At 64.2% G+C, this 26,184-nt stretch carries 20 protein-coding genes, 4 tRNA genes and 2 pseudogenes; 11 read left to right on the top strand and 15 right to left on the bottom strand.

Annotation, left to right across the window (positions count from 1 at the left end):
• Positions 1 to 68: 68 nt before the first annotated feature.
• The 6 genes from AC1A0G_RS11750 to AC1A0G_RS11725 all read right to left on the bottom strand — a co-directional run bounded on the left by AC1A0G_RS11750 (position 69) and on the right by AC1A0G_RS11725 (position 2,675).
• Positions 69 to 491 carry a hypothetical protein gene (locus AC1A0G_RS11750; protein WP_476529941.1) on the bottom strand — a complete coding sequence of 141 codons (423 nt, stop codon included), beginning with the start codon at positions 489 to 491 and terminating at the stop codon, positions 69 to 71.
• A 394-nt stretch (positions 492 to 885) separates the two neighbouring features.
• Positions 886 to 958, bottom strand: a tRNA-Ala gene (locus AC1A0G_RS11745).
• A gap of 30 nt (positions 959 to 988) precedes the next feature.
• Positions 989 to 1,061: transfer RNA gene (locus AC1A0G_RS11740), tRNA-Val, on the bottom strand.
• Positions 1,062 to 1,121: 60 nt separating this feature from the next.
• Positions 1,122 to 1,193 (bottom strand) — tRNA-Val (locus tag AC1A0G_RS11735).
• Positions 1,194 to 1,244: 51 nt separating this feature from the next.
• Positions 1,245 to 1,317: transfer RNA gene (locus AC1A0G_RS11730), tRNA-Gly, on the bottom strand.
• A 164-nt stretch (positions 1,318 to 1,481) separates the two neighbouring features.
• A complete protein-coding gene (locus tag AC1A0G_RS11725) occupies positions 1,482 to 2,675 on the bottom strand; it encodes a pyridoxal phosphate-dependent aminotransferase (RefSeq protein ID WP_476529940.1) in 1,194 nt (397 codons plus the stop codon).
• Positions 2,676 to 2,966: 291 nt separating this feature from the next.
• Here AC1A0G_RS11725 and AC1A0G_RS11720 point away from each other — a divergent pair, with 291 nt between their 5' ends.
• Positions 2,967 to 4,172: a DUF2974 domain-containing protein gene (locus tag AC1A0G_RS11720; RefSeq protein ID WP_476529938.1), complete on the top strand. Its 1,206-nt coding sequence runs from the start codon at positions 2,967 to 2,969 to the stop codon at positions 4,170 to 4,172.
• A gap of 537 nt (positions 4,173 to 4,709) precedes the next feature.
• Complete coding sequence (locus tag AC1A0G_RS11715; RefSeq protein ID WP_476529936.1) at positions 4,710 to 5,360, top strand: TetR/AcrR family transcriptional regulator; 651 nt, start codon at positions 4,710 to 4,712, stop codon at positions 5,358 to 5,360.
• Between the two features lie 17 nt (positions 5,361 to 5,377).
• On the opposite strand, the gene AC1A0G_RS11710 is transcribed toward AC1A0G_RS11715, so the two are convergent.
• A complete protein-coding gene (locus AC1A0G_RS11710; RefSeq protein ID WP_476529934.1) occupies positions 5,378 to 6,532 on the bottom strand; it encodes a DUF2974 domain-containing protein in 1,155 nt (384 codons plus the stop codon).
• 120 nt (positions 6,533 to 6,652) lie between these two features.
• Between AC1A0G_RS11710 and AC1A0G_RS11705 the strand changes: the two genes are divergently transcribed.
• Complete coding sequence (locus AC1A0G_RS11705; protein ID WP_476529943.1) at positions 6,653 to 7,426, top strand: mechanosensitive ion channel family protein; 774 nt, start codon at positions 6,653 to 6,655, stop codon at positions 7,424 to 7,426.
• A 290-nt stretch (positions 7,427 to 7,716) separates the two neighbouring features.
• On the opposite strand, the gene AC1A0G_RS11700 is transcribed toward AC1A0G_RS11705, so the two are convergent.
• The 4 genes from AC1A0G_RS11700 to AC1A0G_RS11685 form a co-directional block, all read right to left on the bottom strand.
• The gene (locus AC1A0G_RS11700) at positions 7,717 to 8,856 is read right to left on the bottom strand and encodes a D-alanine--D-alanine ligase family protein (protein WP_476529932.1); all 1,140 of its coding nucleotides are present in this window, start codon (positions 8,854 to 8,856) and stop codon (positions 7,717 to 7,719) included.
• Positions 8,857 to 8,960: 104 nt separating this feature from the next.
• On the bottom strand, positions 8,961 to 10,070 hold the full coding sequence (gene nudC, locus AC1A0G_RS11695; protein ID WP_476529930.1) for an NAD(+) diphosphatase: 1,110 nt from the start codon (positions 10,068 to 10,070) through the stop codon (positions 8,961 to 8,963).
• 40 nt (positions 10,071 to 10,110) lie between these two features.
• Positions 10,111 to 10,965 carry an alpha/beta fold hydrolase gene (locus tag AC1A0G_RS11690; RefSeq protein WP_476529928.1) on the bottom strand — a complete coding sequence of 285 codons (855 nt, stop codon included), beginning with the start codon at positions 10,963 to 10,965 and terminating at the stop codon, positions 10,111 to 10,113.
• 33 nt (positions 10,966 to 10,998) lie between these two features.
• Entirely contained in the window at positions 10,999 to 11,625 is a 627-nt protein-coding gene (locus tag AC1A0G_RS11685; RefSeq protein ID WP_476529927.1) for an NUDIX hydrolase family protein, read from the bottom strand.
• Between the two features lie 245 nt (positions 11,626 to 11,870).
• On the opposite strand from AC1A0G_RS11685, the gene trxA reads away from it, so the two are divergent.
• Positions 11,871 to 12,218, top strand: coding sequence for a thioredoxin (gene trxA, locus AC1A0G_RS11680; protein WP_476529925.1), 348 nt, complete (start codon positions 11,871 to 11,873; stop codon positions 12,216 to 12,218).
• 334 nt (positions 12,219 to 12,552) lie between these two features.
• Here trxA and AC1A0G_RS11675 read toward each other — a convergent pair whose 3' ends face one another.
• Entirely contained in the window at positions 12,553 to 13,782 is a 1,230-nt protein-coding gene (locus tag AC1A0G_RS11675; RefSeq protein WP_476529923.1) for an ROK family protein, read from the bottom strand.
• Between the two features lie 493 nt (positions 13,783 to 14,275).
• Between AC1A0G_RS11675 and AC1A0G_RS11670 the strand changes: the two genes are divergently transcribed.
• The 5 genes and pseudogenes from AC1A0G_RS11670 (at position 14,276) to pgl (ending at position 19,029) form a co-directional block, all read left to right on the top strand.
• Positions 14,276 to 15,190 carry a DMT family transporter gene (locus tag AC1A0G_RS11670; protein ID WP_476529922.1) on the top strand — a complete coding sequence of 305 codons (915 nt, stop codon included), beginning with the start codon at positions 14,276 to 14,278 and terminating at the stop codon, positions 15,188 to 15,190.
• Between the two features lie 467 nt (positions 15,191 to 15,657).
• Positions 15,658 to 17,202 carry a glucose-6-phosphate dehydrogenase gene (gene zwf / locus AC1A0G_RS11665; RefSeq protein ID WP_476529920.1) on the top strand — a complete coding sequence of 515 codons (1,545 nt, stop codon included), beginning with the start codon at positions 15,658 to 15,660 and terminating at the stop codon, positions 17,200 to 17,202.
• Positions 17,199 to 17,400: pseudogene (locus AC1A0G_RS11660) on the top strand (glucose-6-phosphate dehydrogenase assembly protein OpcA); the annotation flags it as partial. The gene zwf and the pseudogene AC1A0G_RS11660, both read left to right, overlap by 4 nt.
• Positions 17,382 to 18,185, top strand: a complete 804-nt coding sequence (locus AC1A0G_RS11655) for a glucose-6-phosphate dehydrogenase assembly protein OpcA (protein ID WP_420829269.1) — start codon at positions 17,382 to 17,384, stop codon at positions 18,183 to 18,185. The pseudogene AC1A0G_RS11660 and the gene AC1A0G_RS11655, both read left to right, overlap by 19 nt.
• A 43-nt stretch (positions 18,186 to 18,228) precedes the next feature.
• Positions 18,229 to 19,029, top strand: coding sequence for a 6-phosphogluconolactonase (gene pgl, locus AC1A0G_RS11650; protein ID WP_476529918.1), 801 nt, complete (start codon positions 18,229 to 18,231; stop codon positions 19,027 to 19,029).
• A 384-nt stretch (positions 19,030 to 19,413) separates the two neighbouring features.
• Here the strand turns inward: pgl and gndA are convergent, their stop codons facing one another.
• Positions 19,414 to 20,862, bottom strand: a complete 1,449-nt coding sequence (gndA, locus tag AC1A0G_RS11645; protein ID WP_476529916.1) for an NADP-dependent phosphogluconate dehydrogenase — start codon at positions 20,860 to 20,862, stop codon at positions 19,414 to 19,416.
• A 264-nt stretch (positions 20,863 to 21,126) separates the two neighbouring features.
• On the opposite strand from gndA, the gene AC1A0G_RS11640 reads away from it, so the two are divergent.
• A complete protein-coding gene (locus AC1A0G_RS11640) occupies positions 21,127 to 22,185 on the top strand; it encodes a bile acid:sodium symporter family protein (RefSeq protein WP_476529915.1) in 1,059 nt (352 codons plus the stop codon).
• A 360-nt stretch (positions 22,186 to 22,545) separates the two neighbouring features.
• Here AC1A0G_RS11640 and AC1A0G_RS11635 read toward each other — a convergent pair whose 3' ends face one another.
• Positions 22,546 to 23,733 (bottom strand): pyridoxal phosphate-dependent aminotransferase, encoded by a 1,188-nt coding sequence (locus AC1A0G_RS11635; RefSeq protein ID WP_476529913.1) that lies wholly within the window; start codon positions 23,731 to 23,733, stop codon positions 22,546 to 22,548.
• Between the two features lie 175 nt (positions 23,734 to 23,908).
• Positions 23,909 to 24,328, bottom strand: a pseudogene (locus tag AC1A0G_RS11630) (very short patch repair endonuclease); the annotation flags it as partial.
• A gap of 205 nt (positions 24,329 to 24,533) precedes the next feature.
• Between AC1A0G_RS11630 and AC1A0G_RS11625 the strand changes: the two are divergent.
• Positions 24,534 to 25,589: a Gfo/Idh/MocA family protein gene (locus tag AC1A0G_RS11625; RefSeq protein WP_219070321.1), complete on the top strand. Its 1,056-nt coding sequence runs from the start codon at positions 24,534 to 24,536 to the stop codon at positions 25,587 to 25,589.
• Positions 25,590 to 26,184 lie beyond the last annotated feature (595 nt).

The following is a 26,184-nucleotide window of genomic DNA, read 5'->3' as shown; positions in this document are numbered from 1 at the left end:
CGCCGAACCGGCGGCAGCGCCGCCATCGCCACGCCCCTCGACCACATCGTCGTTCTTCAAGGTCACCATCATTCAATCCTTCCAGAATGGCAGCCCATACACAAACAATTAGACACCCTCGGTTCAAGCCGAACGCGACGGCCGGCATGGGCATCAGCCTCGCCCGCATCATCCGACGGGGCGTCGATCGGCCCGCACTCCCCTGTTTCGATGCGCAGCGCGGCCAGTTCATTGCTGTTCTCGAGCACCGTGTACAGCAGGTCGCCGTCGCGTTCCAGCCATGACGGCGACGGCAGATCAGCCAGCAGTTCCCGGTATTGCACACCAATCACAGGTTCCGCCGCAGACAGCTCCGCGCCCGTACCGGCAACCGCCTCGGGCGATGCATTCGGCACATCGCCAACATGGAGAACCAACCGCTCGATGCCGCGGCTGTGCGACCCTTGCAGCGCCCCGAATCCACCTATCAACAGGTCAAGTTCATCAGTCATGCCTCCCAGTGTAGCCACCGGCCATAGCGAACAGCAGCACATAGGCACTCACCGTGGCGTCGTTTCCATTTCCGAGCCTTACCACATCTCAGCGCAACTTTTCTCGGAAATCAGCCCACTACTCCGAAAATAGTTGCGCTGGGACGACGTCAGTGCAACTATTCCCGGAACGATGGTCTGATTTCCGAGAAAAGTTGCGCCACGGGGAAGACTTGGGAGAAAAATTCCGAACCACACCCCGATAGTTTGGCCGGCAACCGGATACCCCGACTTCCACACACGAGTCCAACAGCCACCCCACCAGACACACAATTTGGCCTATAACCCCTAGATTGAGGACGGACGTGCGCGAAATACGAAAAAAGGCTTGCGAATCGCTTCGCAAGCCTAGCTGTGGAGCTAAGGGGATTCGAACCCCTGACCCTCTCCATGCCATGGAGATGCGCTACCAGCTGCGCCATAGCCCCAAAATTCACCCGCAGCAAGCCACGAGATCGTGGGTGATGTAGGAATCGAACCTACGACCCCTTCCGTGTGAAGGAAGTGCGCTAGCCGCTGCGCCAATCACCCAGTCGCACGACCAGACTCGCGTCCGATCCAATCGGCCGGCAGTTTCCTGCCGATCAATCGTGGGCGATACAAGATTCGAACTTGTGACCCCTTCCGTGTCAGGGAAGTGCGCTACCTCTGCGCCAACCGCCCGGGTCTCGCTCCCAGTGGCACCGAATCGCTTCGACGCCACCGAAAAACTAGAGCGGACAACGGGACTCGAACCCGCGGTCTCAACCTTGGCAAGGTTGCGCTTTACCAACTAAGCTATGTCCGCAATCTGTCGCCGTGAGGCAACAGATGGATAATATACACGAGCCGGCCACCCGACGCAAATCACGGCGTGTCGCCCGGAATGCCGCGGTTTTCGCGACTTTTCACAGCACCGCGCAGAACACCGCATGGCACCGCGTCTCGCGCCGAGCACACCGAACGCAGCCGTCAGGCCTTGCCGTACACCTCGCGCGCGAACCGTTCAAGCGCCGGAATCGAGCGCTTCACCTTCTCCGTGTCGATGCAGTACGCCATACGGAAGTAGCCCGGCACGCCGAAGCTCTCCGACGGCACGAGGATCAGGTCGTACTCCTTGGCCTTCATACAGAACGCGGTCGCATCCTCCTCGAGAGCCTTCGGGAAGATGTAGAACGTGCCGCCGGGGCGCACCACGTCGAATCCGATCGAGGTGAGCGCGTCGTACAGCAGGTTCATGTTCGTCTCGTATACGCCGAGGTCCGAGGTCTCGTCGAGCACCTTCTCCACCGCGAGCTGCATGGTCGAACTCGGGCAGTTGTGGCCGGTGCCGCGCGAGATCTGCCCGCACATCGGCACGATGAGCTCGGCGTCGGTGGCGCGCGGGTTCACGGCGACGTAGCCGATGCGTTCGCCCGGCAGCGAGATCGACTTCGACCACGAGTAGCAGGTGAGCGTGTTGTCGTAGAACGACGCCGGGTACGGCTGCGCGCCGCCGTCGAACACGATCTCACGGTACGGCTCGTCGCTGATGAGGAAGATGTCGTGGCCGTATTCGGCCTGGCGTTCGCGCAGCAGGTCGGCGAGGCGCTGCAGCGTGGCGGCCGAGTACACCGCGCCGGACGGATTGTTCGGCGTGTTGATGAGCACGGCCGCGGTCTGCGGCCCGAGCGCCGCTTCGAACGCGTCGAAGTTGATCTGGAAGTTCTCGGTGTCGGCCGGCACGACGGTCAGGTGCGCGCCGGTGCCGTTCACGTACGGTTGGTATTCGGGGAAATACGGTGCGAACGTGATCACTTCGTCGCCGGGCTTGGTCACCGCGCGCAGGGCGTGCGCGAGCGCACCGGCCGCGCCGGTGGTCGGGAAGATGTAGTCGGCGGTGTAGTCGGTGCCGAACCGGCGGTTGAGATTGTCGGCGACGGCCGCGCGGAACGACGGCAGGCCGAGCGACGGGCTGTAGCCGTGCAGCTTGACCGGTTCGGCGGTCCGGTACATGTCGATGACCGTCTTGGTGAAGTCCGGCGGGCACGGCACGCTCGGATTGCCGAGACTGTAGTCGAATACGTTGTCATAGCCGATTTCGGCGCCGCGGGCGGTCGCGTATTCGCTTAAGGTTCGGATCACGGACTTGCCGCCGAGCATCGCCTTGTATTCTTCGTTGATCATATGCAACCTCCTCGTGCTGCCTCGCAAACGTTCGCGGGAACCCTGCCGTCACGCCGATCGCAAACCGACGCCGGCCGCAGCTCGACGCCACGGCGTTCCCGCGTATGGTTCCGTTTCTACCACCGGCATGGCACATCCGCGCCGCAACACTCCAATTTCGCGAGGTCCGGCGGATTATTCCCGTGTGTTCACGTGAGATTCGCCCGCAGCGAGACCATCATTCACTATGATTTTTTTAGGGAGCCCGCACAACAGACACAGCAGGACCGACCGCGGCGAAGGAGGTGCGCGATGGGCAACATCACCGATTACGCGCGTACCGAGACGCGCGGTTTCGCGACGCTGCCGTTCGGCGCGGCCGATGCGCTCGCGCTGGCGATCCTCGTCTACGACGACGTGCCCGACGACGTGCCGCGCCTGGCCGACGAACTGCACCGCTACGGCACGTTCCGCAACCGTCTGCAATCGTTCTCCCTCCGCCATCCGATCATGTCGCTGCGCAACCTGAACCATCCGCCGTTCGACGGCATGACCATCGAGCAGGCCGACCGCGAGCTACATCAGGGACAGGTCGTCAGCGATCACGACGTCAACGCGATCGCACTGGTCAGCCCGCAGCTCACGCACGATTTCTACCGCGCATGCGCCGCCAATCCGCGGTTTTCCGACATCGTCATGGGCGCGTACGCCGCCGAATTCAGCGCTGATCGGCAGACGCAGTTCGCCGCGCTGACGTACCGGTTGCCGGACGGCACGCTGGTCGTCTCGTACCGCGGCACCGACGATTCGCTGGTCGGCTGGAAGGAGGATTTCAACATGTCCTTCCAGTATCCGGTACCGGCGCAGGTTTCGGCCGCGCAGTATCTGCGGCAGGTCGCCGGGCTGTGGGACGGGCCGATCATGCTGACCGGCCATTCGAAGGGCGGCAATCTGGCCGTCTACGCGGCGATGAACGCGCCCGACGACGTGCGCGAGCGGGTCGTGCGCATCTATTCGCTCGACGGACCGGGATTCCCGGCGGATGTGGTGCACGGGTACGAATACGGCACGGTGAAGGACCGGATCGTCAAGATCGTGCCGGATTCGTCGATCATCGGCATGATTCTGGAGACGCCGGAGAAATGCACGGTGGTCAAGTCGGACGTGGAGGGCGTGATGCAGCATTTCGCGTTCTCGTGGCAGATGTGCGGCGGCGAATTCGTGCAGGTGGAGGATCTGGCGCACAGTTCGAAACTGTTCAACGAGTCGCTGAACCGGTGGATGGCGGGGTTGAGCCAGGAGCAACGCGAACATGCGGTGGATGCGCTGTTCGCGGTGCTGGAGGCGAGCGGGGCGAACAACATCGGCGGCATGATGACGGCCGGGCCAAAGGCGATTGCGGACATGCTCGGCGCGTATGTGGGTCTGAGTCCGGAGGACCGGCGCAATCTCACGCAGGCGCTGATGATCCTGCTGCAGGCCGCGTTGGCGCGCAACACCAAGGTGTCGCGGCGCTAGTACTTTGTCGGATTTAATGTGATGGATCTGACGCTCCCTCAGTCAGCCTACGACTGACAACGTCCCGCAATTGAAGACGGCCTACGGCCGCGCTCTGCCGGCTCGCTGTCGCTCGCACCTCGCCTACAAACGCCTCCGGCGTTTGCTATACGGCTCGGCCTAGCCGAGGGAGCCAAGAATAACAATGCGTCAGTCTAAACCCGAGAAACCACTAGGCACCTCTGCCTGTATCGATCGAGGCACGACACATCATTGCGTCATTTCGAACAAGACAACGCACGCCTTGTCATTTCGAGCGAGGCGAAGCCGAGTCGAGAAATCTTATAGATGTCCGTCCGTTCGAAAGATTTCTCCGCTCGCTGCCGCTCGGTCGAAACGACAGATAGGCCTCACTTCCGATCGCCATAGACACGTTGTCCAATAACGGTGTATCATATCTGGTCAGACACCGTGTCTAGACAGACTGTCTAGACACATCGGCCAATAATCACCATGCCGGGCAACCCCGCCCGTGCCGCACCATCCCAAGGAGACGCCATGCCTCGCCCACGTCGCGATTCCGAAATCCTGCCCGCCAAGGAACGCATGGAGAACGCGTTCTGGGACCTGTTGGCAGACCGCGAATACCACAAGATCACCGTCACCGACATCGTCCACGAGGCCGGCGTCAACCGCAACTCGTTCTACTACCACTACAGCAGCCTGCCCGAACTCGCCGATTCGGCCATCATGCACGTCGTGCAGGAAGCCAAGCCGGCCCTACCCACGCCCGACTCCGACCCGGACGCGACATGGCGCGAGAACATGACCAACCTCATGCAGTCGCCCGAACATCGCGAGCGCCTCGACCGGCTCGCGCTCATCGCCGGCCCGCACAGTTCACCCGAACTGGTCGATTCGCTGCGTGACTTCGGCCGGCTCACCATCATCCACAGCCTGCAATTGCCCGAGCACATCGATCTGAAAACCGATCTCATGCTCGACTTCACGGTCGGCGGCATGCTCGCCGTGCTCAGCCGTTGGCCCGACCTGCGCGACACCGTGGAACTCGGCGACCTGCTCAACGAGGACGTGGCCGTGCTCGCGATGAGCATGTGCCTGTCGCTGTCGCGCGCGGACCTGCTCAGCTACTGGCACCGCATCTTCCGCAACAACCTGCCATCGACGCCCGCCGGAGCCGACGCCTGACCACTGCAAACGGCCCGTCATGACGCCGTGTCGCGCTGCACGAGCGAGCGCACGGCGCTGGACGGCAGCCCCTTGAGCACCGAGGTGATGAGCTCGCGGGTCTTGCGGTCGGTGCCCGTCGCGGCCATGAGGATCTTCGGCAGCGCGTCGGTCCAGTTCGCGGCCAGATCGGCGAAATTCACGTATCCGGCCGCCGCGACGACGTCGTACACCTGATCGATGGTGATCTCACGCTGCCGCTGGTCGACGCCGGCCAGCCACGTGCTGATCGTGCGGTCCGCGAACTGCGCGCCGGCGGTCAGCTCGGGCATGGTGACGAACCGGCCGTCTTCGACCTGCCAGCTGCCGCCCATATGCTGCAGGATGCCGATCGCGTCGGCCTTGACGATGGTGCGTTGAAGACCGCCGTCATCAAGCAGCATGCCGATGACCGACGCTTCAGGCACGGTTTTGCCGATGCGGCCAAACACGGCGCGGTAGGCGGGCGATGCGGTGACGCTCGCATCGAACCCCGGCCCGTCATGGCTGAAGATGCGTTCGATGCAAGTGTCGCAACCGTCATCGGCCATGCGCATGGCTGCGTAGATGGCCATGTTGCCGCCCTTGGAATGGCCGCCGACCATCAGCCGCGCCGGTACGGCATCCGGCACGCCGGCGGACCGGTCGGCGATCGATCGCAGGTATTCGGCCGCCGACCGTTGTGCCGGCACCGGGCAGCGCACGGCCATGTTGAAATCCTCTTTCCATCCGACCAGCGTGCCGTCCGTGCCGCGGAACGCCACGTACAGCAGTGCGCCGTCCACGCCGGCGCAGTCGGTCAGGTCGAACGTCATCGCGGCGAACTGCGTCTGATCGCCGGTATCCAGCCGTTCGACATACTCTCCCACGCGGATGCCGCGGTAGCGCGGCGATTCGCACACCGCGCGCAACAGGCCGAGCCGATAGTCGTTCACCGAATCCGAGCCGGTCGTGAACATGGCCGGGTAGTCCTCGGCACGCAGCATGGCGGGCAATGGCACGCATGCCACGGTCCGGGCCGTGCCGAACCGCGGCGTCACGGACGGCATGTGGATGTACGCGAGCTCGGACAGCACCAGCGAGTCGACCTCGTTGAACGGCAGTTCGTCGAAACCATGGAAATTCGTGCGCGCGTCATCGAGAATATTGCCCATGCTTTCATGGTAGTCACAGGTTGTGCCGCACGGGCCGGCTAGGATGAAGGCGGAAAACGCGAACGGATGCGAGCGGCGGGAGGCGCGATGAGCGACACGGCGGATGCGGGATTGGACATGATGAACCTGATGCTCAAGTGGCTGGCGGCGAACGCCGGCAAGATCATCTTCCTGGTGATGGTGGTCGTCGCGGCGTGGGTGGTGGTGAAAGTGGTCAGCAAGGTGCTGCGCAAGGTGCTGAACCATACGAACATGCCGAGCGCGTCGATCTTCATCAACATCGTGCGCGTGCTGATCTGGGTGGTGGCCGCGACGATCGTGTTGAAGCCGGTGTTCGGCATCGACCCGACCACGCTGATGACGGCGCTTGGCGTCGGCGGCATCGCGGTGTCGCTGGGTCTGAAGGACACGGTCGCGAACGTGATCTCGGGGTTCGGGCTGATGCTCGGGCGGGTGATCCAGCCGGGCGATCTGGTGACGGTGGCCGGCACGACCGGCGTGGTCAAGGACATCACGTGGCGGCAGACCGTGGTGCGCGAGCGTAACGGCAATGAGATGGTGATACCGAATTCGGTGCTCAACACGGCGTCGCTGGAGAAGCTGACCCCGGTGAACGAGGGGCTGGTGACGGTGCCGTTCACGGCGAAGGCGGGCAGCGATGTCAAGGACGTGGAGAGGCGGATCGTCGAGGCGGTCAAGCGCGGGACCGTTGACGTGGCGGCGGAGGGAACCGTGCCGATCGTCAAGTTCACGGGGTTCTCGCCCTATGGCATCGAGGGGCAGGTGCTGGTGTTCGCCAAGCCGGACCTGCTGCTGTCGACCGCGCGCGATGCGGCCGCCCGCGCGCTTACAGGCGTCGATGCCCTCGAGCAGCGCGCCGCGGTTGGTGCGTAATCCGCGGCGGTTTGACGATCGAGAGGCTAAATCGCACCCACGTCAAGGTCGGTTTGACGATCGAGATGCGGTCTGCATCAAGAAAACCCGTTCCCGACCACCAAATACCCCCGAAGAGACACCGGACGGCGGCGCTCATGCCTCTCGATCGTCGAACCGACTCCGACAAGACGCCAAATCAGCCTCTCGATCGTCAAACCTCTATGACTGGAGGCTTGACGCACTGTACACATATAGCGATGCCCCGTGCTCTGACCGAAACACGGGGCATCGTCATCAGTCGCCGCAGATCAGCGCAGCACGCCTTCGATGAGGGTGGTGATGAGGTCGGTGTAGCTCACGCCGGTGGCCTCCCACGCCTTCGGATACATGGAGATCGGCGTGAAACCGGGCATGGTGTTGATCTCGTTGATCATCACGTCGCCGTCCGGGGTCACAAACGTGTCCACACGGCTCAGGCCCGCGCCGTCGACGGCCTTGAAGCCGCGCACCGCGATCTCGCGCACACGCTCAAGCAGCTCGTCGGGCAGGTTGGCCGGCACCTCGACGTGCGACGCGGAGGCATCCATGTACTTGCTGTCGAAATCGTAGAACTGGTCGTCGCCGCCCGCGCGCTTGTCGAGCACGATCTCGCCCGGCCAGCTGGCCTTCGGCTCCTCGCCGGCCTTCGGGCACAGCACCGCGCATTCGATCTCGCGCGCGTCGATGCCCTGTTCGACCAGGATGCGCCAGTCGTGGTGGCTGGCCTCGAACACGGCGGCGGCAAGCTCGGCCGCATCGCCCTCATGCTCGACCTTGGTCACGCCGAAGCTGGAGCCGGCGCGCGACGGCTTGACGAACAGCGGATACTGAAGGCCGGCCGCCTCGACCTGCGCGAGAATGGCCTCGCCGTTCGCGGCGAACTTGGTCGCCGTGTCGAAGCCGCGCGCGTCAAGCGTGATGCCGGGCGCGACCGGGATGCCGGCGGCCGCCAGCAGCACCTTGGTGTAATGCTTGTCCATGCACGCGGCGGACGCGAGCACCCCGCAGCCGACGTACGGCACGTTCATCATCTCGAACAGGCCCTGAATCGTGCCGTCCTCGCCGAACGGGCCATGCAGCACCGGGAACACGGCGTCGATGTGACCGAGCGATTCGAGCGTGCCGTCCGCGTTGCGGGCGAAGAAGCCGTCCTGGCCGAGCGCCACGTCGAGCACGACGTCGCGCGCGCCGTCGGTCTTCTCGACGATCGGCAGCGCGGAACCGCCCAGATCCCAGCCGCGCGGGTCCTCGCCGTCCACGATCCACTGGCCGGCCTTGGTGATGCCGACCGGAATCGGCTCGAACTTGTCGGTGTCGAGCGCCTTCAGCACGCCGGCGGTCGAGATGCAGGAGATCGAATGTTCGTCGGCCTTGCCGCCGTACATCACCACAATGCGCTTCTTAGTCATGTTCTTCCTTTACCGTTCACGAAACGATCAGCAATACTGGGGCATAAGACTACTAGCCCCATTGGTCGTGCCGCGTAACGGTCTTACGACTCGGCGCCGCGTCTTCACAACTCGCGCCCGTACCACTCCTCGATCATGTACCGCGCGATCGTGGCCTTGCCCGGTGCGACCATGCGGCCCGTCACCAGTTCGTTCGTGTACTCGTCGCGCGTGACCCACCGCGCGGTCATCGTCTCCTCGCCGTCCACATGTACATCGGTGGTGACGGCCTGCGCCTTGAACGCCATCATGAGCGAGGCGGGGAACGGCCACGGCTGCGATCCGAGATACTTGACCGCGCCGAGCGTGAGCCCGACTTCCTCCTTGGCTTCGCGTCGCACCGCATGTTCGAGGTTCTCGCCGGCCTCCACGAATCCGGCCGACACCGAATACAGCCGAGAATCCTTCCATGCGACGTTGTGCTGGAGCAGCAGACGGTCGTCGCCGTCCACGATCGCGGTGATCACGGCCGGTTCGACGCGCGGGAACAGCAGCCGGCGGCCGTCGGCGTCGTTCGTGCAACGCTGCGCCCAGCCACCCATCGCCGTTTCGACCGGCGCGCCGCAGGTCGGGCAGAACCGCTGGCGCGTGTGCCAGATGCTCAGCGAGATCGCGCTCGTAGCCTGGCCGGCCTCGCGTGGGGTGGCGTGCGGCGCGAATCCGCGCAGGTCGACCCAGTCGAAGCGGGTGACGGCCTGTTCCAGCAGACTCGGCTTGGCGGATGGACGGGACGTCGATTCGTCGTCGTGTTCGTCGAACGCGTCGTCCGCACCGGTTCCGGCGGAATCGGGGACGGCCACGGCCGACGACTGATCGGACGTCGCGGCCGGCTCGACGCGGGTGATGTCGATGTCGATGACATGCTCGTTGCGTTCGCCGCCGTAACTGCCGAGGAACATGGCGACGGCGGCCGGATGGGATGCCAGTTCGCTGCGAACGTATGCGCCGGGCAGCGTCGCCAGCCGCATACGCACGTTCTCATAGTCGACGATGCCTCCCTGCCCCTTGGGTACGGCGATGCGACCGCCGCGCGTCAAGATGACCTTGGTGCTCGGCTCGTTCAGCAGCGAGTCGATCAGGCCGTCCTCGCCGCGACGTTCGGTCTGATAGTCGATATCGCCCTGTGCGAGCGGCAGGAACGGCAGCGCCTGGGTCAATGCCAATGGTGAGAACATGAATCGGACTTCCTTTCACATCACAATCGTCCGCGGCTGTTCACAAGGCACGCCGCATCAACGCCACGAGCGCGGCGGCGACGGTGCCGGGATGCTCGACCGCGCTGAAATGACCGCAGTCGTCCACCAGCGTGTAAGCCGCCTCGGTGCCGGTCATCGCGTCGGCGATCGCGCGCATGCGCGTCTCGTCGGCGAACGGGTCCTTGTCGCCGCAGATCACGGCGGCCGGCGCATGCACCAGCGACAGCTGGTCGTTCAGGTCGGGCCGGCCCGCGGCCATGCGCTGCCGCCACGCGATGCCCTCCGGCCGCTGTTCGCGAATCCACCGCGCGAACAGCGCCTTGCCGGCTTCGGACCGTTTGAAGCTCGAATCGGCTTCGGTCGCGTCCGCGAAGTGCATGACCGGCTCGACCGACTGCGAACGCTCGCAGGTATCGGCCACGCGCACACGGTTCGCCCGCTGCGCCGGCGTGTCCGCGTCGCCCTTCGTATCGCACATCGCGAACCCGGCCACCGCGTCCGGATGTCGCCGCTGGATGTCGAGGATCACATAACCGCCCATCGACAGTCCGGCCCACACCGCATGCCGGTAACCGGCCCGGTGCAACAGGTCGACGTACGCGTCGGCCAGCAGGTCGAGCGCATGATCGTACGCGCCGTCCGCGGCACGCCCGCCCGATTCGGCATCGCCCGGAATCGGCCCGTCCCCCGCGCTCGGCATATCCGGCGCCCACACTGCGAACGCTGGCATGCCGGCCGCGTCGGCCTGTCGGATGATCTCGACCGCACAGTCGTCCCACATGCGGTGGTCGACCGGGAACGCGTGGACAAGCACCAGCGGCACCGCCGAGCCGTCCCCCGCGCGGTACACGTTGTTCTTCAGTTCAATCGTCATCAATAATCGCCTTGATTCAGTGATTCAGCAGGTTCAGTTGCCCAGCCAGGACAGCGCGCGGCGCACGATGTCGCCGTGGCCGTTGACCATCTGCTCGACGAACGTGTCCATCACGTCGCTCGACGGATCGACCCATTCCACGTCGAGCGTCTCATCCTGAGGCTTGCAGTCGCCGGCGATCGGCACCACATAGCACAGCGCGATCGCATGCTGGCGCGGATCGTAGTACTCGCTCATGCCCGGCGTGGGGAAGAACTCGGCCACGCAGAACGGCTGCAGGCTCTGCGGCAGCACCGGCAGCGCGATGTCGCCCAAGTCCTTGGCCACGTTGCGGGCGATCGCCTCACGCAGCGTCTCGTGGTACAGCACGCGGCCGGTGATCAGCGTGCGCTCGATCGACCCGTCGTCGGCCACGCGTAGCAGCGAGCCGACCTGCGCGACGCGGCCAAGTTCGTCGGTGCGCACCGGCACGATCTCCACGTATGCGATCGGCATCTGCCGGCGCGCACGGTCGATGTCCTCGCGGCCGAGCCATCCGGGCGGGTTGCCGTGGCCCGTGCCGCGGATGAAATCCTCGGGCGTGATGTTGTCGAACTCGCCGCGGCGGCGTCCCGCGTCGAAATCGCCCTCTTCGGGCACTTCATCATTCAAGACTGGCATACCTCCCATTATCGCCCCGGCTGCGTAACGGAACGCGCAATTGGCGGGGCGCGTCGGCACGGTTTCGCGGGGCTTATGCCGTTCGTACGGCTGCCGATCCGCCCGGATTCGGCTCACAGGGGAAGTTGTTCCACTCGGCTGAGATGCTGGGGTTCAACTATTGTCTGTGTATGGAAACGTTCGCGGTCGGTTTGCCGGTTCGGCATGACGGCTGCGGGGAGACTTAGGAACAGGAAGGATCGAGCATGGCAACCGTCGCGCTCAACACGCAGGATTTCGAGAAGACGCTGAACGACAACGAGCTGGTGTTCGTTGATTTCTGGGCGACGTGGTGCGGACCGTGCCGCGCGTTCGGCCCGATTTTCGAACAGGCCAGCAACGAGAACCCGGATATCGTGTTCGGCAAGGTGGATATCGACGCGAATCAGGATCTGGCCGTGGCGGCCGGCATCCAGGCGGTGCCGACGCTGCTGATCGCGAAGAACGGGCAGGTCGTGTTCAAGCAGGCCGGCGCGCTGCGCGCCTCCGACCTGGACGATCTGATCGAGCAGGCCAAGAAGCTCGACGTGACCGCGGCCGACGACGCGGAGTGATGCATGGCAGGATCATGCCCTCGGTCATGGTCTGCAACATCTCTGCTCCCCCTGAAGGGGGAGCTGTCAGCAAGGCTGACTGAGGGGGTGATACGCCCACCACAGTCTCTGTCATTTCGACCGATCTGTGCATCACTTGTCATTTCGACCGAGGCGATAGCCGAGCGGAGAAATCTTTATTAGCCCACTGGCATTGAAAGATTTCTCCGCTCGCTTCGCTCGGTCGAAATGACACGAAAACCGTTGCACTCGGTCGAAATGACAGAAGAGCCTGTTCGTTCGGTCGAAGCGACAGGAAATACTGCGTTCGGCCGCAATGACCGGCAGCGCTCCGCTACTCGACGGCGAGGAAGCGCATCGGGTTGTGCACGAGGCGGTGCAGTCCCATCACGGCCGCACCGTACATGGCCGGATGCACGGTCAGCGGCGGGAACATGAGCTTGACGCGCACCACGTCGCGGGCGAGGATCTGCGACTGCACGCGCCGCTCGAGATCGGCCCGCAGGTTGTCGCCGAACTCGCTCCACAGTCCGCCGACGATCACGTTGTTCACGTCGACGATGTTCACGGTCGATGCGATCGCCGCGGCCATCGCCGCCATCGCGTCCTCCACCGCGAGCACGGCGCTCGTATTGCCCCCGTGCCACGCCTCGACCAGCTGCCGCGGCAGATCGGTGCCGGCCGCGTGGTCGGCATCGGCCAAGCCGGATGCGATCATCACCGCACGCCGTCCGGCGTACATCTCCAGGCATCCGTGCCGCCCGCACCGGCAGCGCGTGCCGTGCACATCGACGCACATATGACCGATCTCGCCGGCGAAGCCATGATCGCCGCGCACGACCTGCCCTTCGCGAACGTATGCACCGCCGATGCCGACGTCCGTGGACACATACACGAACGAATCGGACGGGGCGACCGGCCAATCCCCCGCCGGACGCTGCGTCGCATACCCGGGGATCTGTGCGATCGCCGCGAGCGCGGCCTCGTTGTCGGCCACCGCACCGAGCCGTTCGATCACCACGTACCGGTTCAGATCGATGTCGCGCCAGCCGAAGTTGCGGGCGATGAGCAGACGGTTGCCGGTCGACACGAGTCCCGGCAGCGCGAGCTGCACGCCGGCCACCACATAGCCATCGTTCGCAAGACGCGCTTCGACCGGCCGCATCATCTCGTCCAGTTTGGCGAAGATCTCGTCCGGATTCACATCGTCCATCGCGCGTGACTGCCAGTCGCTCGCCACGACGGAACCGTCGAGATCGAGCACGGTGTAGCCGTAGCCGTCGGTGTTGATCTGCATTCCGATGCCAGCCCAGCGGCCCGGGCGGAACGCGAGCGGCGTGCTCGGACGGCCGTACGACGATCCGGCGGCCGGTTCGAGCTGCTGGAGCACGTCGTTCTTGAGCAGGATGTCGCTCAGCAGCGACAGCGTGGCCTTCGTCAGGCCGGTCTGTTTCGCGAGTTCGGCGCGGCTGAGCGGCGTGCGCGACCGGGCCAGCGTGGACAGCACCACGGATAGGTTATGGTTGCGCAGATCATCCTGATTGATGCTTCTGGACACCGGCATCGTGTCACCTCCTGCTGCGCCACGGCTCGCTGTGCGCATGATCACGTTTGCAATAACGACTTCGTACGATGATCTTACTATATTCTTGACACTGCTGAATACGCGCGTATGCAGTAGGTCGATAACCGACCGATCATTCAGTCAACTCGCTCAATCCAGCAATCAATCAGACCACCGATCATGCGATCGATACTTCCTTCCGATGCAAACGCGCGTATGCACCATCAGCAGCAACCAACATACGTGCAGCGTCATCCGACCCTTGTCACCTATGCAGACGCGCGTGTGCAGCATCAGCATGAATAATTGCGTTATTCTCGACGACTTTGGCATGCAAACGCGCGTATGCATCGTCAGCAGCAGTACATCACGACACGCGCGCCACGCCATCCGACGATTGACTGCGCGGGCCACTAAGCTATTGGCGGGCTTACCGTGACCCCGCCGGTCACCGGCCCCGACAACCATCGGCCACGCACAAGGAGCATCGGCAATGACGCGCAAGTTCCAGCTCTCCCCCACCATCGGCAAGCTCATGCTGCTCGCCTGCGCAATGCTGTGGGGCGGCAGCTACCCGACCGCGAAGGTCGCGATGACCGTCGTTCCGCCGCAATGGCTCATGGCCATCCGTCTGCTGGCCGCCTCGCTCATCATGTTCATCCTGTTCCGCAAGCAGATCATGCCGTACCTCAACCGGCACATCATCGTGCCCGGACTGCTGGTCGGCGTGACGTACTGGGGCACGATGTGCAGTCAAACGGTCGGTCTGACCATGATCGAGCCGGGCCGCAGCGCGTTCCTGACCGCCGCGTACTGCGTGATCGTGCCGTTCACGTCGTGGCTGCTCATGCAGCAGCGGCCCACGGTCCGCAATCTCGTGGCCGCCGTGCTGTGCCTGACCGGTGTGGGCTGCGTGTCGCTCAGCTCCGGATTGGGAAGCTTTTCGGTCGGGCTGGGCGATCTGCTCACGCTGTTGTGCGCGCTCGTGTTCTCGTTCAATCTGGTGTGGCTGGGCAAGTTCAGCCGCGTGATTCATCCGGTGGCGCTCACGTTCGCACAGTTCATGACGGCCGGCACGCTGTTTCTGATCGGCGCGATCGTGACCGAGCCGGCGCCGTCCGCGACATGGACGCAGCCGAGCATCCTGCTGTGTCTCGTGTACCTGTTCTTCGGCGCGACGATGTGCGCGCAGATCATGCAGAACGTGGGCCTCAAGGTCACGCCGCCTTCGCAGGCGTCGCTCATCATGTGTCTGGAGACGGTGTTCAGCCTGCTGTTTTCGGTGCTGTTCTACGGCGAGCGCGTCGAGGCGGCGGCCGGCATGGGCTTCGTGCTGATCTTCTCCGCGATCCTGTGCTCGCAGATCCATCTCAACGGCCGCATGCTCGAACGGCTCTCGCGCAAGTGACGGTCTGTCACCGGCATGTGCCGGCCGACGGCGCATCTCTTGCGTGATGTTTGGGATAGCAGACACCCATTACTATCCCGAATATCACGCCAATAGGCATCTTTGCGTGATATCGGGGATAGAACCCATCCGCCACTATCACGAACATCACGCAATCAGGTCTCTTAGAGTGATGTCCGGGATAGTAGCAGCCCATTTCTATCCCAAACATCACGCCAACGAGTCTCCTAGCGTGATATTTGGGATAGGACCCCTCCGCGGCTATCACGAACATCACGCCAATAGGTACCTTTGCGTGATATTTGGGATAGGACCCGCCTTCTGCTATCCAAAACATCACGCAAATAGGCCCAAGGCGTGCGCCGTCAGTCCGATTCACGCCACTCCCTGCCGCCACCCGCGAATCGGGATACGCTGCGCTCGAAATTCCCCGGCGCGCCGCCCGCGCGGCCACTAGGATGGGGCGTATGAGCGATTCAACACCAACCGAGTGGGTCAACCCGCTGCGCGACCCGCGCGACCTGCGTCTGCCGCGCATCGCCGGCCCATGCAGCATCGTGATCTTCGGCGTGACCGGCGACCTGTCACGCAAGAAACTGCTGCCCGCCATCTACGACCTCGCCAACCGAGGGCTCCTGCCGCCGAGCTTCGGCCTGACCGGCTTCGCCCGGCGCGACTGGACCGAGGACCATTTCAAGGATTTCGTGCGCGAGAACGTGATCGCGCACTGCCGCACCCCGTTCAAGGAGTCCACGTGGACCCAGCTGGCGGCCGGCATCCGCTTCGTGCAGGGCACGTTCGACGACCCGAAGGCGTTTGAGCGGCTGTCGAACACGGTGGCCGAACTCGACCGCGACCGCGGCACGCGCGGCAACCACGCGTTCTACATGTCGGTGCCGCCGCGCGCGTTCCCGATCGTGGCGCGTCAGCTGGCCGACTGCGGCCTGTCGCGCTCGAGCGAGGGCGCATGGCGTCGCGTGATCATCGAGAAGCCGTTCGGCCATGATCTCGAAAGCGCGAAGGAGCTCGACCGCGTCGTCTCCGAAGTGTTCGATCCGTCGAGCGTGTTCCGTATCGACCACTACCTCGGCAAGGAGACCGTGCAGAACATCCTTGCGCTGCGGTTCGCGAACGCGATGTACGAGCCGATCTGGAACGCGAACTACGTCGACCATGTGCAGATCACGATGGCCGAGGACATCGGCGTCGCCGGTCGTGCCGGCTACTACGACGGCATCGGCGCGGCGCGCGACATCATCCAGAACCACCTGCTGCAGCTGCTCGCGCTTACCGCGATGGAGGAGCCGGTCTCGTTCGCCGCGTCCGATCTGATCGCCGAGAAGACGAAGATCCTCTCCGCGGTCCGCCTGCCGCGCGATCTGGCCGCGCACACCGCCCGCGGACAGTACGCGGCCGGCTGGCAGGGCTCGCACGAGGTCGTCGGCTACTTGGAGGAGAAGGGCATCGACCCGTCGTCCACGACCGAAACGTACGCGGCGATCCGCCTCGATCTCGACACGCGCCGCTGGGCCGGCGTGCCGTTCTATCTGCGCACCGGCAAACGGCTGGGCAAGCGCGTCACCGAAATCGCGGTCGTGTTCAAGCGCGCGCCGCACCTGCCGTTCGAGTCGACGGCGACGCGCGAGCTCGGCAAGAACGCGATCGTGATCCGCGTGCAGCCCGACGAGGGCGTGACGATGCGGTTCGGCGCGAAGGTGCCGGGCGGTACGTCGATGGAGGTGCGCGATGTGTCGATGGACTTCAGTTACGGCCGTTCGTTCACCGAGTCGTCGCCGGAAGCGTACGAACGGTTGATTCTGGACGTGCTGCTCGGCGATCCGCCGCTGTTCCCGACGACGAAGGAGGTCGATCTGAGCTGGGAGATCCTCGATCCGATCGAGGACTTCTGGTCGACGCTCGGCCAGCCGCAGCCGTACCGTGCCGGCACGTGGGGACCGGAAGAGGCCGATGAGATGCTCGCCCGCGATGGACGCCATTGGAGGATGCCATGATTATCGATATGCCGAACACGCGGACCCGTGAGATCTCGCGCAAGATCGACGAACTGCACGAGGAGCGCGGCGAATCCGCGACCGGCCGCGTGCTCACGCTGCTCATTTCGACCAACGAGGATGAGCTGGAGCATGCGTTGGAACTGGCGAACGCGGCGAGCCGTGAGCATCCGTGCCGTGTGATCGCGATCAGTCCGAAGCGCGGGGCGGCCGCGGCCGGTGGCCAGAAGGGCGCTGTGGCCGAGAACGACGCGGACGCGCAGGACGAGGAGTCGAATCTCGACGCGCAGGTGCGTTTCGGCGCGGACGCCGGTGCGGGCGAGATCATCGTGCTGCATCCGCGCGGCGGACTCGTGCACCATCAGGACACGCTGGTGATTCCGCTACTCGTGCCGGACGCGCCCGTGGTGGCGTGGTGGCCGACCGAGGCGCCGGCGAATCCGTCGAAGGATCTGCTCGGTGCGATGGCCCGCACGCGCATCACCGATGCGATGCGTTCGTCGAACCCGTACCGCACGATCGCCGACCTGCGTCGCAACCGCTCGTCCAAGAACGTGGATCTGTCGTGGACGCGATTGACCGTGTGGCGCGCGATGCTGGCGACGATGCTCGACCAGCCGCCGCACCTGCCGATCAGCACCGTGCGAGTGACCGGTCCGAAGGGTTTCCTGCCGATGGACATGCTGGCCGCGTGGCTGCGGCTGCGGCTCAATGTGCCGGTGACGGTGGAGGATGTGCCGGGCGCGACCGCCGTGACCGGCGTGTACCTGACCCGTTCGGACGGCGTGCTCAGCCTGGAGCGGCCGGATGCGGATGGCGGCGTGGCCGTGATCAGTATGCCGGGTGCCTCGCCGCAGACGATCAGCGTGCCGGCGCGCACGCTCGAGGAATGCCTGAGCGAGGAGCTGCGCCGGCTCAACCCCGACGAGGTCTACGCCGAGGTCATCACCGAAGGCTGGGACCTCATCCACCCCACCGACTGATGCGGGATCGGCCTACGGCCGATTCCTTTACCCAAGGAACGATATGACCAATCGTAAAACCATCATCTATCGCGATCCGACCATCCTCGCGCAGGCCGTGGCCGCGCGCACGTTGCTGACGATCGGCGATCTGTTGGCCGAACCGGGCCGTACGCGCGTCGACATCGCCGTGACCGGCGGCACCGACGGCAACCGCGTCTTCCACGAACTGCTGGCCAGTCCGCTCACCGAAGCGGTCGACTGGTCGCGCGTGCACATCTGGTGGGGCGACGAACGGTTCGTCGCCGCCGACAGCGACGACCGCAACGTCAAGCAGGCCCGCGGCGAGTTCCTCGACGCGATGACCGGCGCCGGGCTGCTGCCGGAGGCGAACATCCACCCGATGCCGGCCGATACGCGTTCCGCCGAGGAGATCGCCACCGCCTCCCCCGAGGAAACCGATGCCGTGCTCGCGGCCGCCGCGGCCGAATATCAGGCCGAACTGATCGCGGCGCTTGGGGACGAACCGGCACTGGACATCGCAATGTTCGGCATGGGGCCGGACGCGCATTTCGCGTCGCTGTTCCCCGGACTGCCGCAGGTGCTCATCGATGACCCGCACGTGCTGGTCGCCGGCGTGCGCGACTCCCCCAAGCCGCCGCCGCTGCGCCTGACGCTCACCGTGCCGATGATCGCCCGGTCACGCCACACATGGGTGTTCACGTCCGAGGAACGCAAGGCCCCGGCCGTGGCTGCGGCGTTCGCCCAGCCGCGCAACCCGCAGGCCCCCAGTTCCTTCGCCGACGGTCAGGAACTCCTTTGGCTCATCGACAAGGGTGCGGCAAGCAAGCTGCCCCGCGAATAGGTCCTGTCATTTCGAGCGAGCGGGCATTACATTCCTCCTGTCATTTCGAGCGAGCGCAGCGAGTCGAGAAATCTTTCAAAGCCGTCGGCAGCAGGAGATTTCTCCGCTCGCTTACGCTCGGTCGAAATGACACGGTTGAGGCCATAAACAACAAAGTGGCGGTTTTCTCTCACTGAGCATGTGCCCAGTGAGAGAAAACCGCCACTTACGTTATGAGCGACTCAGAAGCGATCAGGCTTCGATCTCTTCACGATCCTTAGTGCCTTCGGCCCCTGCAATTATGGACTCGCCTATGGCGAGACTCAATACTGCCTCGCGGCTGTCGCCGCTCGGCCGAAGACTGAGCGCAGTCCACTGGACTGCGCTCTCGTCCTACGATCTCCGCTACGCTTCGATCTCCGGACGACCGTCTTCGGCCCACAGCGTGTGGAACGCGCCCGGCATGTCGACGCGCTGGTAGGTGTGGGCGCCGAAGTAGTCGCGCTGGCCCTGGATCAGGGCGGCGGGCAGGCGCTTCGAGCGCAGGCCGTCGAAGTACTCGAGCGACGAGGCGAACACCGGGACCGGCACGCCGAAGGAGATCGCGCGGGTCACGACGCGACGCCACGAGGTCTGCGCGGTCTCGATCGCATCCTTGAAGTACGGCGCGAACAGCAGGGAGACATTGGCCTCGCCGGACTCGAACGCGTCGGAGATGCGGTTGAGGAACTTCGCGCGGATGATGCAGCCGCCGCGCCAGATGCGCGCCACCGCGGCCAGATCAATCTTCCAGTCGTAGACCTTGGCGGCCTCGGTGATCTCGTTGAAGCCCTGCGCGTACGCGACGATCTTGGACGCGTACAGCGCCTCGCGGATGTCGTTGATGAACGCGGCCTTCTCGGCGGAATCCATCGGCACCACGCCGTTCGGCCCCTCGAACGCCTGCTTCTGGGCTTCGGCGCGCAGCTCGGTCTGGCCGGACAGGCCACGGGCGAACACGGCCTCGGCGATGCCGGTCACCGGCACGGCCAGATCAAGCGCGGACTGCACGGTCCACGTGCCGGTGCCCTTCATGCCGGCGTGGTCGACGATCACGTCGACGAGCGGCTTGCCGGTCTTCTTGTCGACCTGGTGCAGCACGTCCGCGGTGATCTCGATCAGGTACGAGTTCAGCTCGGTCTTGTTCCACTCCTCGAACACGTCGCCGATCTCGGCCGGGGTCATGCCCAGCGCGCGACGCATCAGATCGTAGCTTTCGGAGATGAGCTGCATGTCGGAGTATTCGATGCCGTTGTGCACCATCTTGACGAAGTGGCCGGCGCCGTTCTCGCCGATGTGCGTGACGCACGGCTCGCCCTCGGCCTTGGCCGCGATCGACTCGAAGATCGGCTTCAAGGTCTGCCAGGACTCCTCGGAGCCGCCGGGCATCATGGAGGGCCCCAGCAGCGCGCCTTCCTCGCCGCCGGAGACGCCGCAGCCGACGAAGTGCATGCCGCGGGCGGAGATGGCCTTCTCGCGGCGGATCGTGTCCGGGAAGTGGGCGTTGCCCGCGTCCACGATGATGTCGCCCGGCTCCATGAGATCGGCCAGCTGGTTGATCATGTCGTCGGTCGGCTCGCCGGCCTTGACCATGATGATCGCGGTGCGCGGCTTCTTCAGCGAGTCCACGAACTCAGCCATCGTCTTGGCCGGGAAGAACTGGCCCTCGTCACCGTGCTCGGCGATGAGCTTCTCGGTGCGCGAGTAGTGGCGGTTGAACACGGCCACCTTGTTGCCGTGGCGTGCGAGGTTGCGGGCGAGGCTGGCGCCCATCGCAGCAAGACCGACAACGCCGACGTTTGCTTCAGCGGACATTATTATCCTTTCGAATATTTGGCATACATATTCCATAGATCAGTCTATAACCCAGCCGCCACAATCGGCCATGCCCACGGCAAAAACCGGCAACAGATCATCACCGACCCGCCGTCTGCCGCGACATCAGCCCGTAACACGATCCTTAACACAACGTTCACAACGTGAGACGCGCGAGAACAATCGGACACAGCCTCTTACGATGTTCGGGTACATCCGCAAAACGGACAACGTATTCCACAGTTGTATAAGAGAGAGATTTCGATGGAAAACGTGAAGAAATTCGCCGATTGGCTGACCAAGTGGTTCACGGCGATCGTAATCGTATGGGCCGTGTTCAACTACTTCGTGCCGCAGACCTCGCTGTGGGGCAAGGCATACACCGGCTACCTGCTCGGCATCGTGCTGTTCGGCATGGGCCTGACGCTGACGCTTGACGACTTCAAGCGCATCCTCACCCAGCCGCTGATGGTGGTCGTCGGCACCGTCGCACACTTCGTGATCATGCCGCTTATCGCCGTGCTGCTGTGCTGGATCTTCCGCCTCGATGGCCCGCTGGCCGTCGGCGTGATCCTCGTCGGCTGCTGCCCGTCCGGCACCTCGTCCAACGTGATGAGCTACCTGTCGCGCGGCGACGTGGCGCTCGACGTGTCGATCGGCATCCTGTCGACCCTGTGCGCGCCGTTCATGATCCCGCTGCTCATGCAGTGGCTGGCCTCCCAGTACGTGACCGTGCCGGTCGAGTCCCTGTTCCTCAACGCCGTCAAGGTCGTGCTCTTCCCGATCGCGCTCGGCGTGATCTGCCACATGATCTTCGGCAAGAAGATCGAGACGATCACCGTGGCACTGCCGATCGTCTCGCAGGTCGCCATCCTGCTCATCATCGGCGTGGTCGTCGCGGCCAACGGCCCGAAGCTGTTCGTGGCCTCCTCGCTCATGGCCATCCCGGTCGTCATCCTGCACAACCTGTCCGGTTATGCGCTGGGCTTCGGCTTCTCCAAGCTCATGTACAAGATCTATCCGAAGGGCTTCCGTTACGCGCAGCAGAAGGCCATCACCTTCGAGGTGGGCATGCAGGACTCCGCCCTGGGCGCGACCCTGGCGCTGACCTCATTCGCCTCCAACCCGATCGCGGCCGTGCCGTCCACGTTCTTCTCCGTGTGGCACAACATCTCCGGCTCCATCCTCTCGAGCTGGTGGCGCAACCACGATGACCGCCACGAGATCCACTGGGATTCCGACAACGGCGAGAAGGGTTCCGCGAAGGACGCGACCAGCGAGCACGCGTTCGACGCCGACAAGAAGGCCGCTGCGGCCAAGTGATCGGCTGATCTGGTCGACTGACATAGTAAAGGCCGTAACCGAGTCCGTATGACATACCGGATTCGGTTACGGCCTTTTGAATACCTACTGCGTGCGTAGCGAGCCTTGGCTCCCTCGGTTAGGCCGAGCCGTGTAGCAAACGCTGGAGGCGTTTGTAGGCGAGGAGCGAGCGACAGCGAGCCAGCAACGCAGTCAGCCGAAGGCTGTCCATAATTGCAGGACGCTGGCGAGCGTCAGCGAGACTGAGGGAGCGTACACCCCGTAGCCGTTGTAGTTTACGAAGGCTGCAGCGTGTACGCTCCCTCAGTCAGCCTACGGCTGCCAGCTCCCTCAACCGAGGGAGCCGAGATCCACACGAAGCTACAGCGTCTTGACGAACTCGCCCAGCCGGCGCAGGCCCTCGGCGAGCGCCTCGCGCGACGCCGCGTACGACAGGCGCACATGCGTGTCGGCCGTCGCCGGCCCGAAGTCACGCCCCGGCGTAAGCGCCACGTGCGCCTCGTTCAGCGCACGTTCGCAGAACGTCCACGCGTCCAGCCCGGTCGAGGAGATGTTGAAGTACGCGTAGAACGCGCCGTTCGGCTCCACCTCAAGCGGCAGACCGATCTCGCGAAGACCCTCGACCACGATGCGCCGGCGGGCCAGCAGTTCCTGCCGCCGCTCCTCGCATACCGCAAGGCTTTCTGGCGTGAAGCACGCGACGGCCGCATGCTGGGTGGGCGTGTGCGCACACAGGTAGAAGTTCGTGGCAAGGTCGTCCACCGCCTCGATGGTGTTCTCCGGAATCACGGCCCAGCCGAGTCGCCAGCCGGTCATGCCGAAGAACTTCGAGAAACTGTTGCATACGATCGCATCCGGATCGGCGAGCAGCACCGACCGTACTTCGCTGCCGTCGGGCTCGCGGTCGGCCAGATCGAGGTACGTCTCGTCCACGATACGCCACGCGCCGCGCTCACGCGCCAGATCGCACACGGCCTTCAGTGTGTCGAATTCGATCGTCGTACCGGTCGGGTTCGACGGCGACGTGATCATCACGGCCTTCGTATGCTCGCTCCACGCTTCGTCCACCAGCTCGGGCGTCAGGTGGAACCGCGTGGCCGCGCTGGTCGGCACGTCCACCACGGTGCCGCCGAACGAGCGCACCAGCTCGCGGTTGCACGGGTATGACGGGTCGGCGATGACCACCTCGTCGCCCGGGTCGACGGTCAGAGCGGTCGCCAGCAGCAGGGCCGCCGAACCGCCCGACGTGATCACGATGCGCTTCGGATCGATCTCGACGCCGTGCTTGGTACGGTAGAAATCCGCGATCGCGCGACGCAGCTCCGGCAGACCGAACGCGGCGGTGTACGGCAGCGGACGACCGTCGTACTGCTCGCGCATCGCCTCGCGCACGGCCGGCGGCGCGCCGAAGTCCGGCTCCCCCAAGCTGAGCTTGACCACATCGATGCCGTTCGCGATCATATCGTCGGCCTTCTCGCCGAACACCATCGCGCGGAACGGCTGCGCCTCGCGCGCCCGCTGCGCCATCACCGGCTGCTTGTCTGCCATGTCACGCTTCCTTCGTCACGCAGGGCTGGTCCCTGACCTGTCGTTCGATTCCGTTCCCGATTCTAGTGTCGCGCGCACCGATCACGCTGGTTATGCCCGTTTCCGTCGGTGACGAAACGACCACAGCGTCAGCCGCCACCTTGTCATCCGTCTCACCGAGCCCAACCGTCCCCGTGATCTCGTCAACCAGCCGCGCCAGCCGTTCCTCACGCACGGTTTTCGCCAGCTCGCACTCCCACACGACGATCACCCTCCATCCGGCCGCCCGCAGTTCAGCATGCTGCCGCACGTCACGATCGTGGTTGCGCACGAGTTTCGCGCTCCAGAACTCGATGTTCGACTTCGGCATGGAGTGCTTCGCGCAGCCCTCGTGCATGTGCCAGAAGCAGCCGTTGACGAACACGATGGTGCGGTATTTCGGCAGCACGATATCCGGATGGCCCGGGTAGCGTTTGTCGTTCTTGCGGAATCGCAGCCCGTGGCGGAACAGGTAGCTGCGTACGAGCACCTCGATCTTCGTGTCCTTGCCGCGGATGTGCGACATGGTGTAGCTGCGCGTGCCGCGTTCGTACCGTTCGGGTTGGGCGGATCGGCTGCGGCCGGATCGACTGGACCGACCGGACTGTCGCGGCGCGCGTTTGACCGGTCGCCTAGCTGTTCGATCGGTTGATCGCCCGGCCGATTGACCGGCTGTTCGCTTGGATTGACTGTTCACGAGATTCCATTATTACCCGTGCGGATTCTAGAATGGTACTGTTTGCGATTCCATCACATGCAACAACACGATTCAAGGAGGAACGATGAGCCGACTGAACGGACGCCGGGCCGAGGCCGAGGCGCAGGGACTGAAGGTGAAGGTGGCGATTCTCGGCGCGGGCCGCATCGCGATCCACATGGCCGAGACGCTGGTGAAGATGGCCGCCGACCCGCGCTATGCCGGGCTGGTCGAGCCGTACGCGGTGGCCGCCCGCGACGGGGAGCGCGCCGCCGCGTTCGCCGCCAAGTACGGGTTCCCGGTGTCGTACGGCTCCTATGACGAGCTGCTGGCCGACCCGGACGTGGATCTCGTGTACATCGCCACGCCGCACAGCCTGCACGCCGAGCAGGGCATCGCGTGTCTGCGGGCGGGCAAAAACGTGCTGGTGGAGAAATCGTTCACCGCGAACACGGCGCAGGCGCGTGACCTACTGGCCGTGGCCGACGAGACGGGACTGCTGTGCACGGAGGCGATCTGGACGCGGTACATGCCGTCGCGCGCGATCATCGACGACGTGGTGGCGTCCGGCGTGATCGGCGAGGTGCAGTCGATCGCGGCGAACCTGTGCTATCCGGTGGCCGGCAAGGCTCGTATGACCGATCCGGCGCTGGCCGGCGGTGCGCTGCTCGACGTCGGCGTGTATCCGCTGAACTTCATCGACATGGTGATGGGCGGGCATGGCGACGTGGCGATCGACCGGGTGGAGACGTCGATGATGCCGTATGAGACGGGCGTGGACGCGCAGAATGCCACGACGATCTACTATGCGAACGGCGTGATGGCGTCGGCGCAGTCGTCCATGCTGGCCGCGTCCGACCGCGGCGGCTATATCTGGGGCGAGCGCGGGTACATCGTGTGCCGGAACATCAACAACGTCGAGGCGGTCGACGTGTACGGGCTGGATCATCTGCCTCTCGCGCACTACGACGTGCCGGAGCAGCTGACCGGTTACGAATACGAGGTGGCGGCCGCGGCGAATGCGATTCTCGATGGACTGGGCGAATGCGCCGAAATGCCGCACTCCGACACGTTGCGCATCATGGAACTGATGGACGTGCTGCGTGGCAAGTGGGGCCTGCGTTACCCGTTCGAGGGGTAAGCCGATTATTAGCGCAACTATTCTCGGAAAACAGCCCACTGTTCCCGGAATAGTTGCGCTAAGCCGGCGCCAGTGCAACTTTTCTCGGAAAACACCCCATTCGTCCGAGAATAGTTGCGCTGGCAACGTTCCAGTGCAACTATTCTCGGAAAGCGCCGTTCATTTCCCGGAATTGTTGCGCCGTACAGATGCCCATCGAGGTGGCATAGTCCCATCCCTATAACTTGGCGACAGAGTCAGGATGCATCAGGACGGTACCAAAACGGTACCAAAACGGCTTCCGGCAAGAAACAGAAAAGCGCCGAAACCATTGAGTTTCAGCGCTTTTCGTGGCAGTCAGCCATCGTACCCCCAGAGAGGGGGATACGAAAGGCAATTGCCTCAAGCGCAAACGGCAAATCCTTCAAATGTATATTTACTTATTATCAATCTGAATCTTAAGTATAGCAACGATTCCCGCTTCCTTCCGGTAGACCGACGTGCCTCACGTTTTTTGAGCGCGTAGGGTGTGGTGGTGCCTCATCGGGAATGAGCGCGAACGGTATCGGTCCTGTTTGGCTTGTCTTATGGAAGACAGGATCAGCATGGCGACGAA

The organism is Bifidobacterium sp. LH_230 (genome assembly GCF_056357555.1).
This window is presented reverse-complemented; position numbering and strand designations above follow the sequence as displayed.

Coding starts and splice junctions, on each gene's coding strand:
- AC1A0G_RS11700 (WP_476529932.1), bottom strand. CDS start 8,856: ATGACTAAGAAGCGCATTGTGGTGATGTACGGCGGCAAGGCCGACGAA.
- AC1A0G_RS11720 (WP_476529938.1), top strand. CDS start 2,967: ATGGGCAACATCACCGATTACGCGCGTACCGAGACGCGCGGTTTCGCG.
- AC1A0G_RS11670 (WP_476529922.1), top strand. CDS start 14,276: ATGACGCGCAAGTTCCAGCTCTCCCCCACCATCGGCAAGCTCATGCTG.
- AC1A0G_RS11705 (WP_476529943.1), top strand. CDS start 6,653: ATGAACCTGATGCTCAAGTGGCTGGCGGCGAACGCCGGCAAGATCATC.
- AC1A0G_RS11690 (WP_476529928.1), bottom strand. CDS start 10,965: ATGACGATTGAACTGAAGAACAACGTGTACCGCGCGGGGGACGGCTCG.
- AC1A0G_RS11715 (WP_476529936.1), top strand. CDS start 4,710: ATGCCTCGCCCACGTCGCGATTCCGAAATCCTGCCCGCCAAGGAACGC.
- AC1A0G_RS11685 (WP_476529927.1), bottom strand. CDS start 11,625: ATGCCAGTCTTGAATGATGAAGTGCCCGAAGAGGGCGATTTCGACGCG.
- nudC (WP_476529930.1), bottom strand. CDS start 10,070: ATGTTCTCACCATTGGCATTGACCCAGGCGCTGCCGTTCCTGCCGCTC.
- pgl (WP_476529918.1), top strand. CDS start 18,229: ATGACCAATCGTAAAACCATCATCTATCGCGATCCGACCATCCTCGCG.
- AC1A0G_RS11750 (WP_476529941.1), bottom strand. CDS start 491: ATGACTGATGAACTTGACCTGTTGATAGGTGGATTCGGGGCGCTGCAA.
- zwf (WP_476529920.1), top strand. CDS start 15,658: ATGAGCGATTCAACACCAACCGAGTGGGTCAACCCGCTGCGCGACCCG.
- AC1A0G_RS11675 (WP_476529923.1), bottom strand. CDS start 13,782: ATGCCGGTGTCCAGAAGCATCAATCAGGATGATCTGCGCAACCATAAC.
- trxA (WP_476529925.1), top strand. CDS start 11,871: ATGGCAACCGTCGCGCTCAACACGCAGGATTTCGAGAAGACGCTGAAC.
- AC1A0G_RS11640 (WP_476529915.1), top strand. CDS start 21,127: ATGGAAAACGTGAAGAAATTCGCCGATTGGCTGACCAAGTGGTTCACG.
- AC1A0G_RS11725 (WP_476529940.1), bottom strand. CDS start 2,675: ATGATCAACGAAGAATACAAGGCGATGCTCGGCGGCAAGTCCGTGATC.
- AC1A0G_RS11635 (WP_476529913.1), bottom strand. CDS start 23,733: ATGGCAGACAAGCAGCCGGTGATGGCGCAGCGGGCGCGCGAGGCGCAG.
- AC1A0G_RS11710 (WP_476529934.1), bottom strand. CDS start 6,532: ATGGGCAATATTCTCGATGACGCGCGCACGAATTTCCATGGTTTCGAC.
- gndA (WP_476529916.1), bottom strand. CDS start 20,862: ATGTCCGCTGAAGCAAACGTCGGCGTTGTCGGTCTTGCTGCGATGGGC.
- AC1A0G_RS11625 (WP_219070321.1), top strand. CDS start 24,534: ATGAGCCGACTGAACGGACGCCGGGCCGAGGCCGAGGCGCAGGGACTG.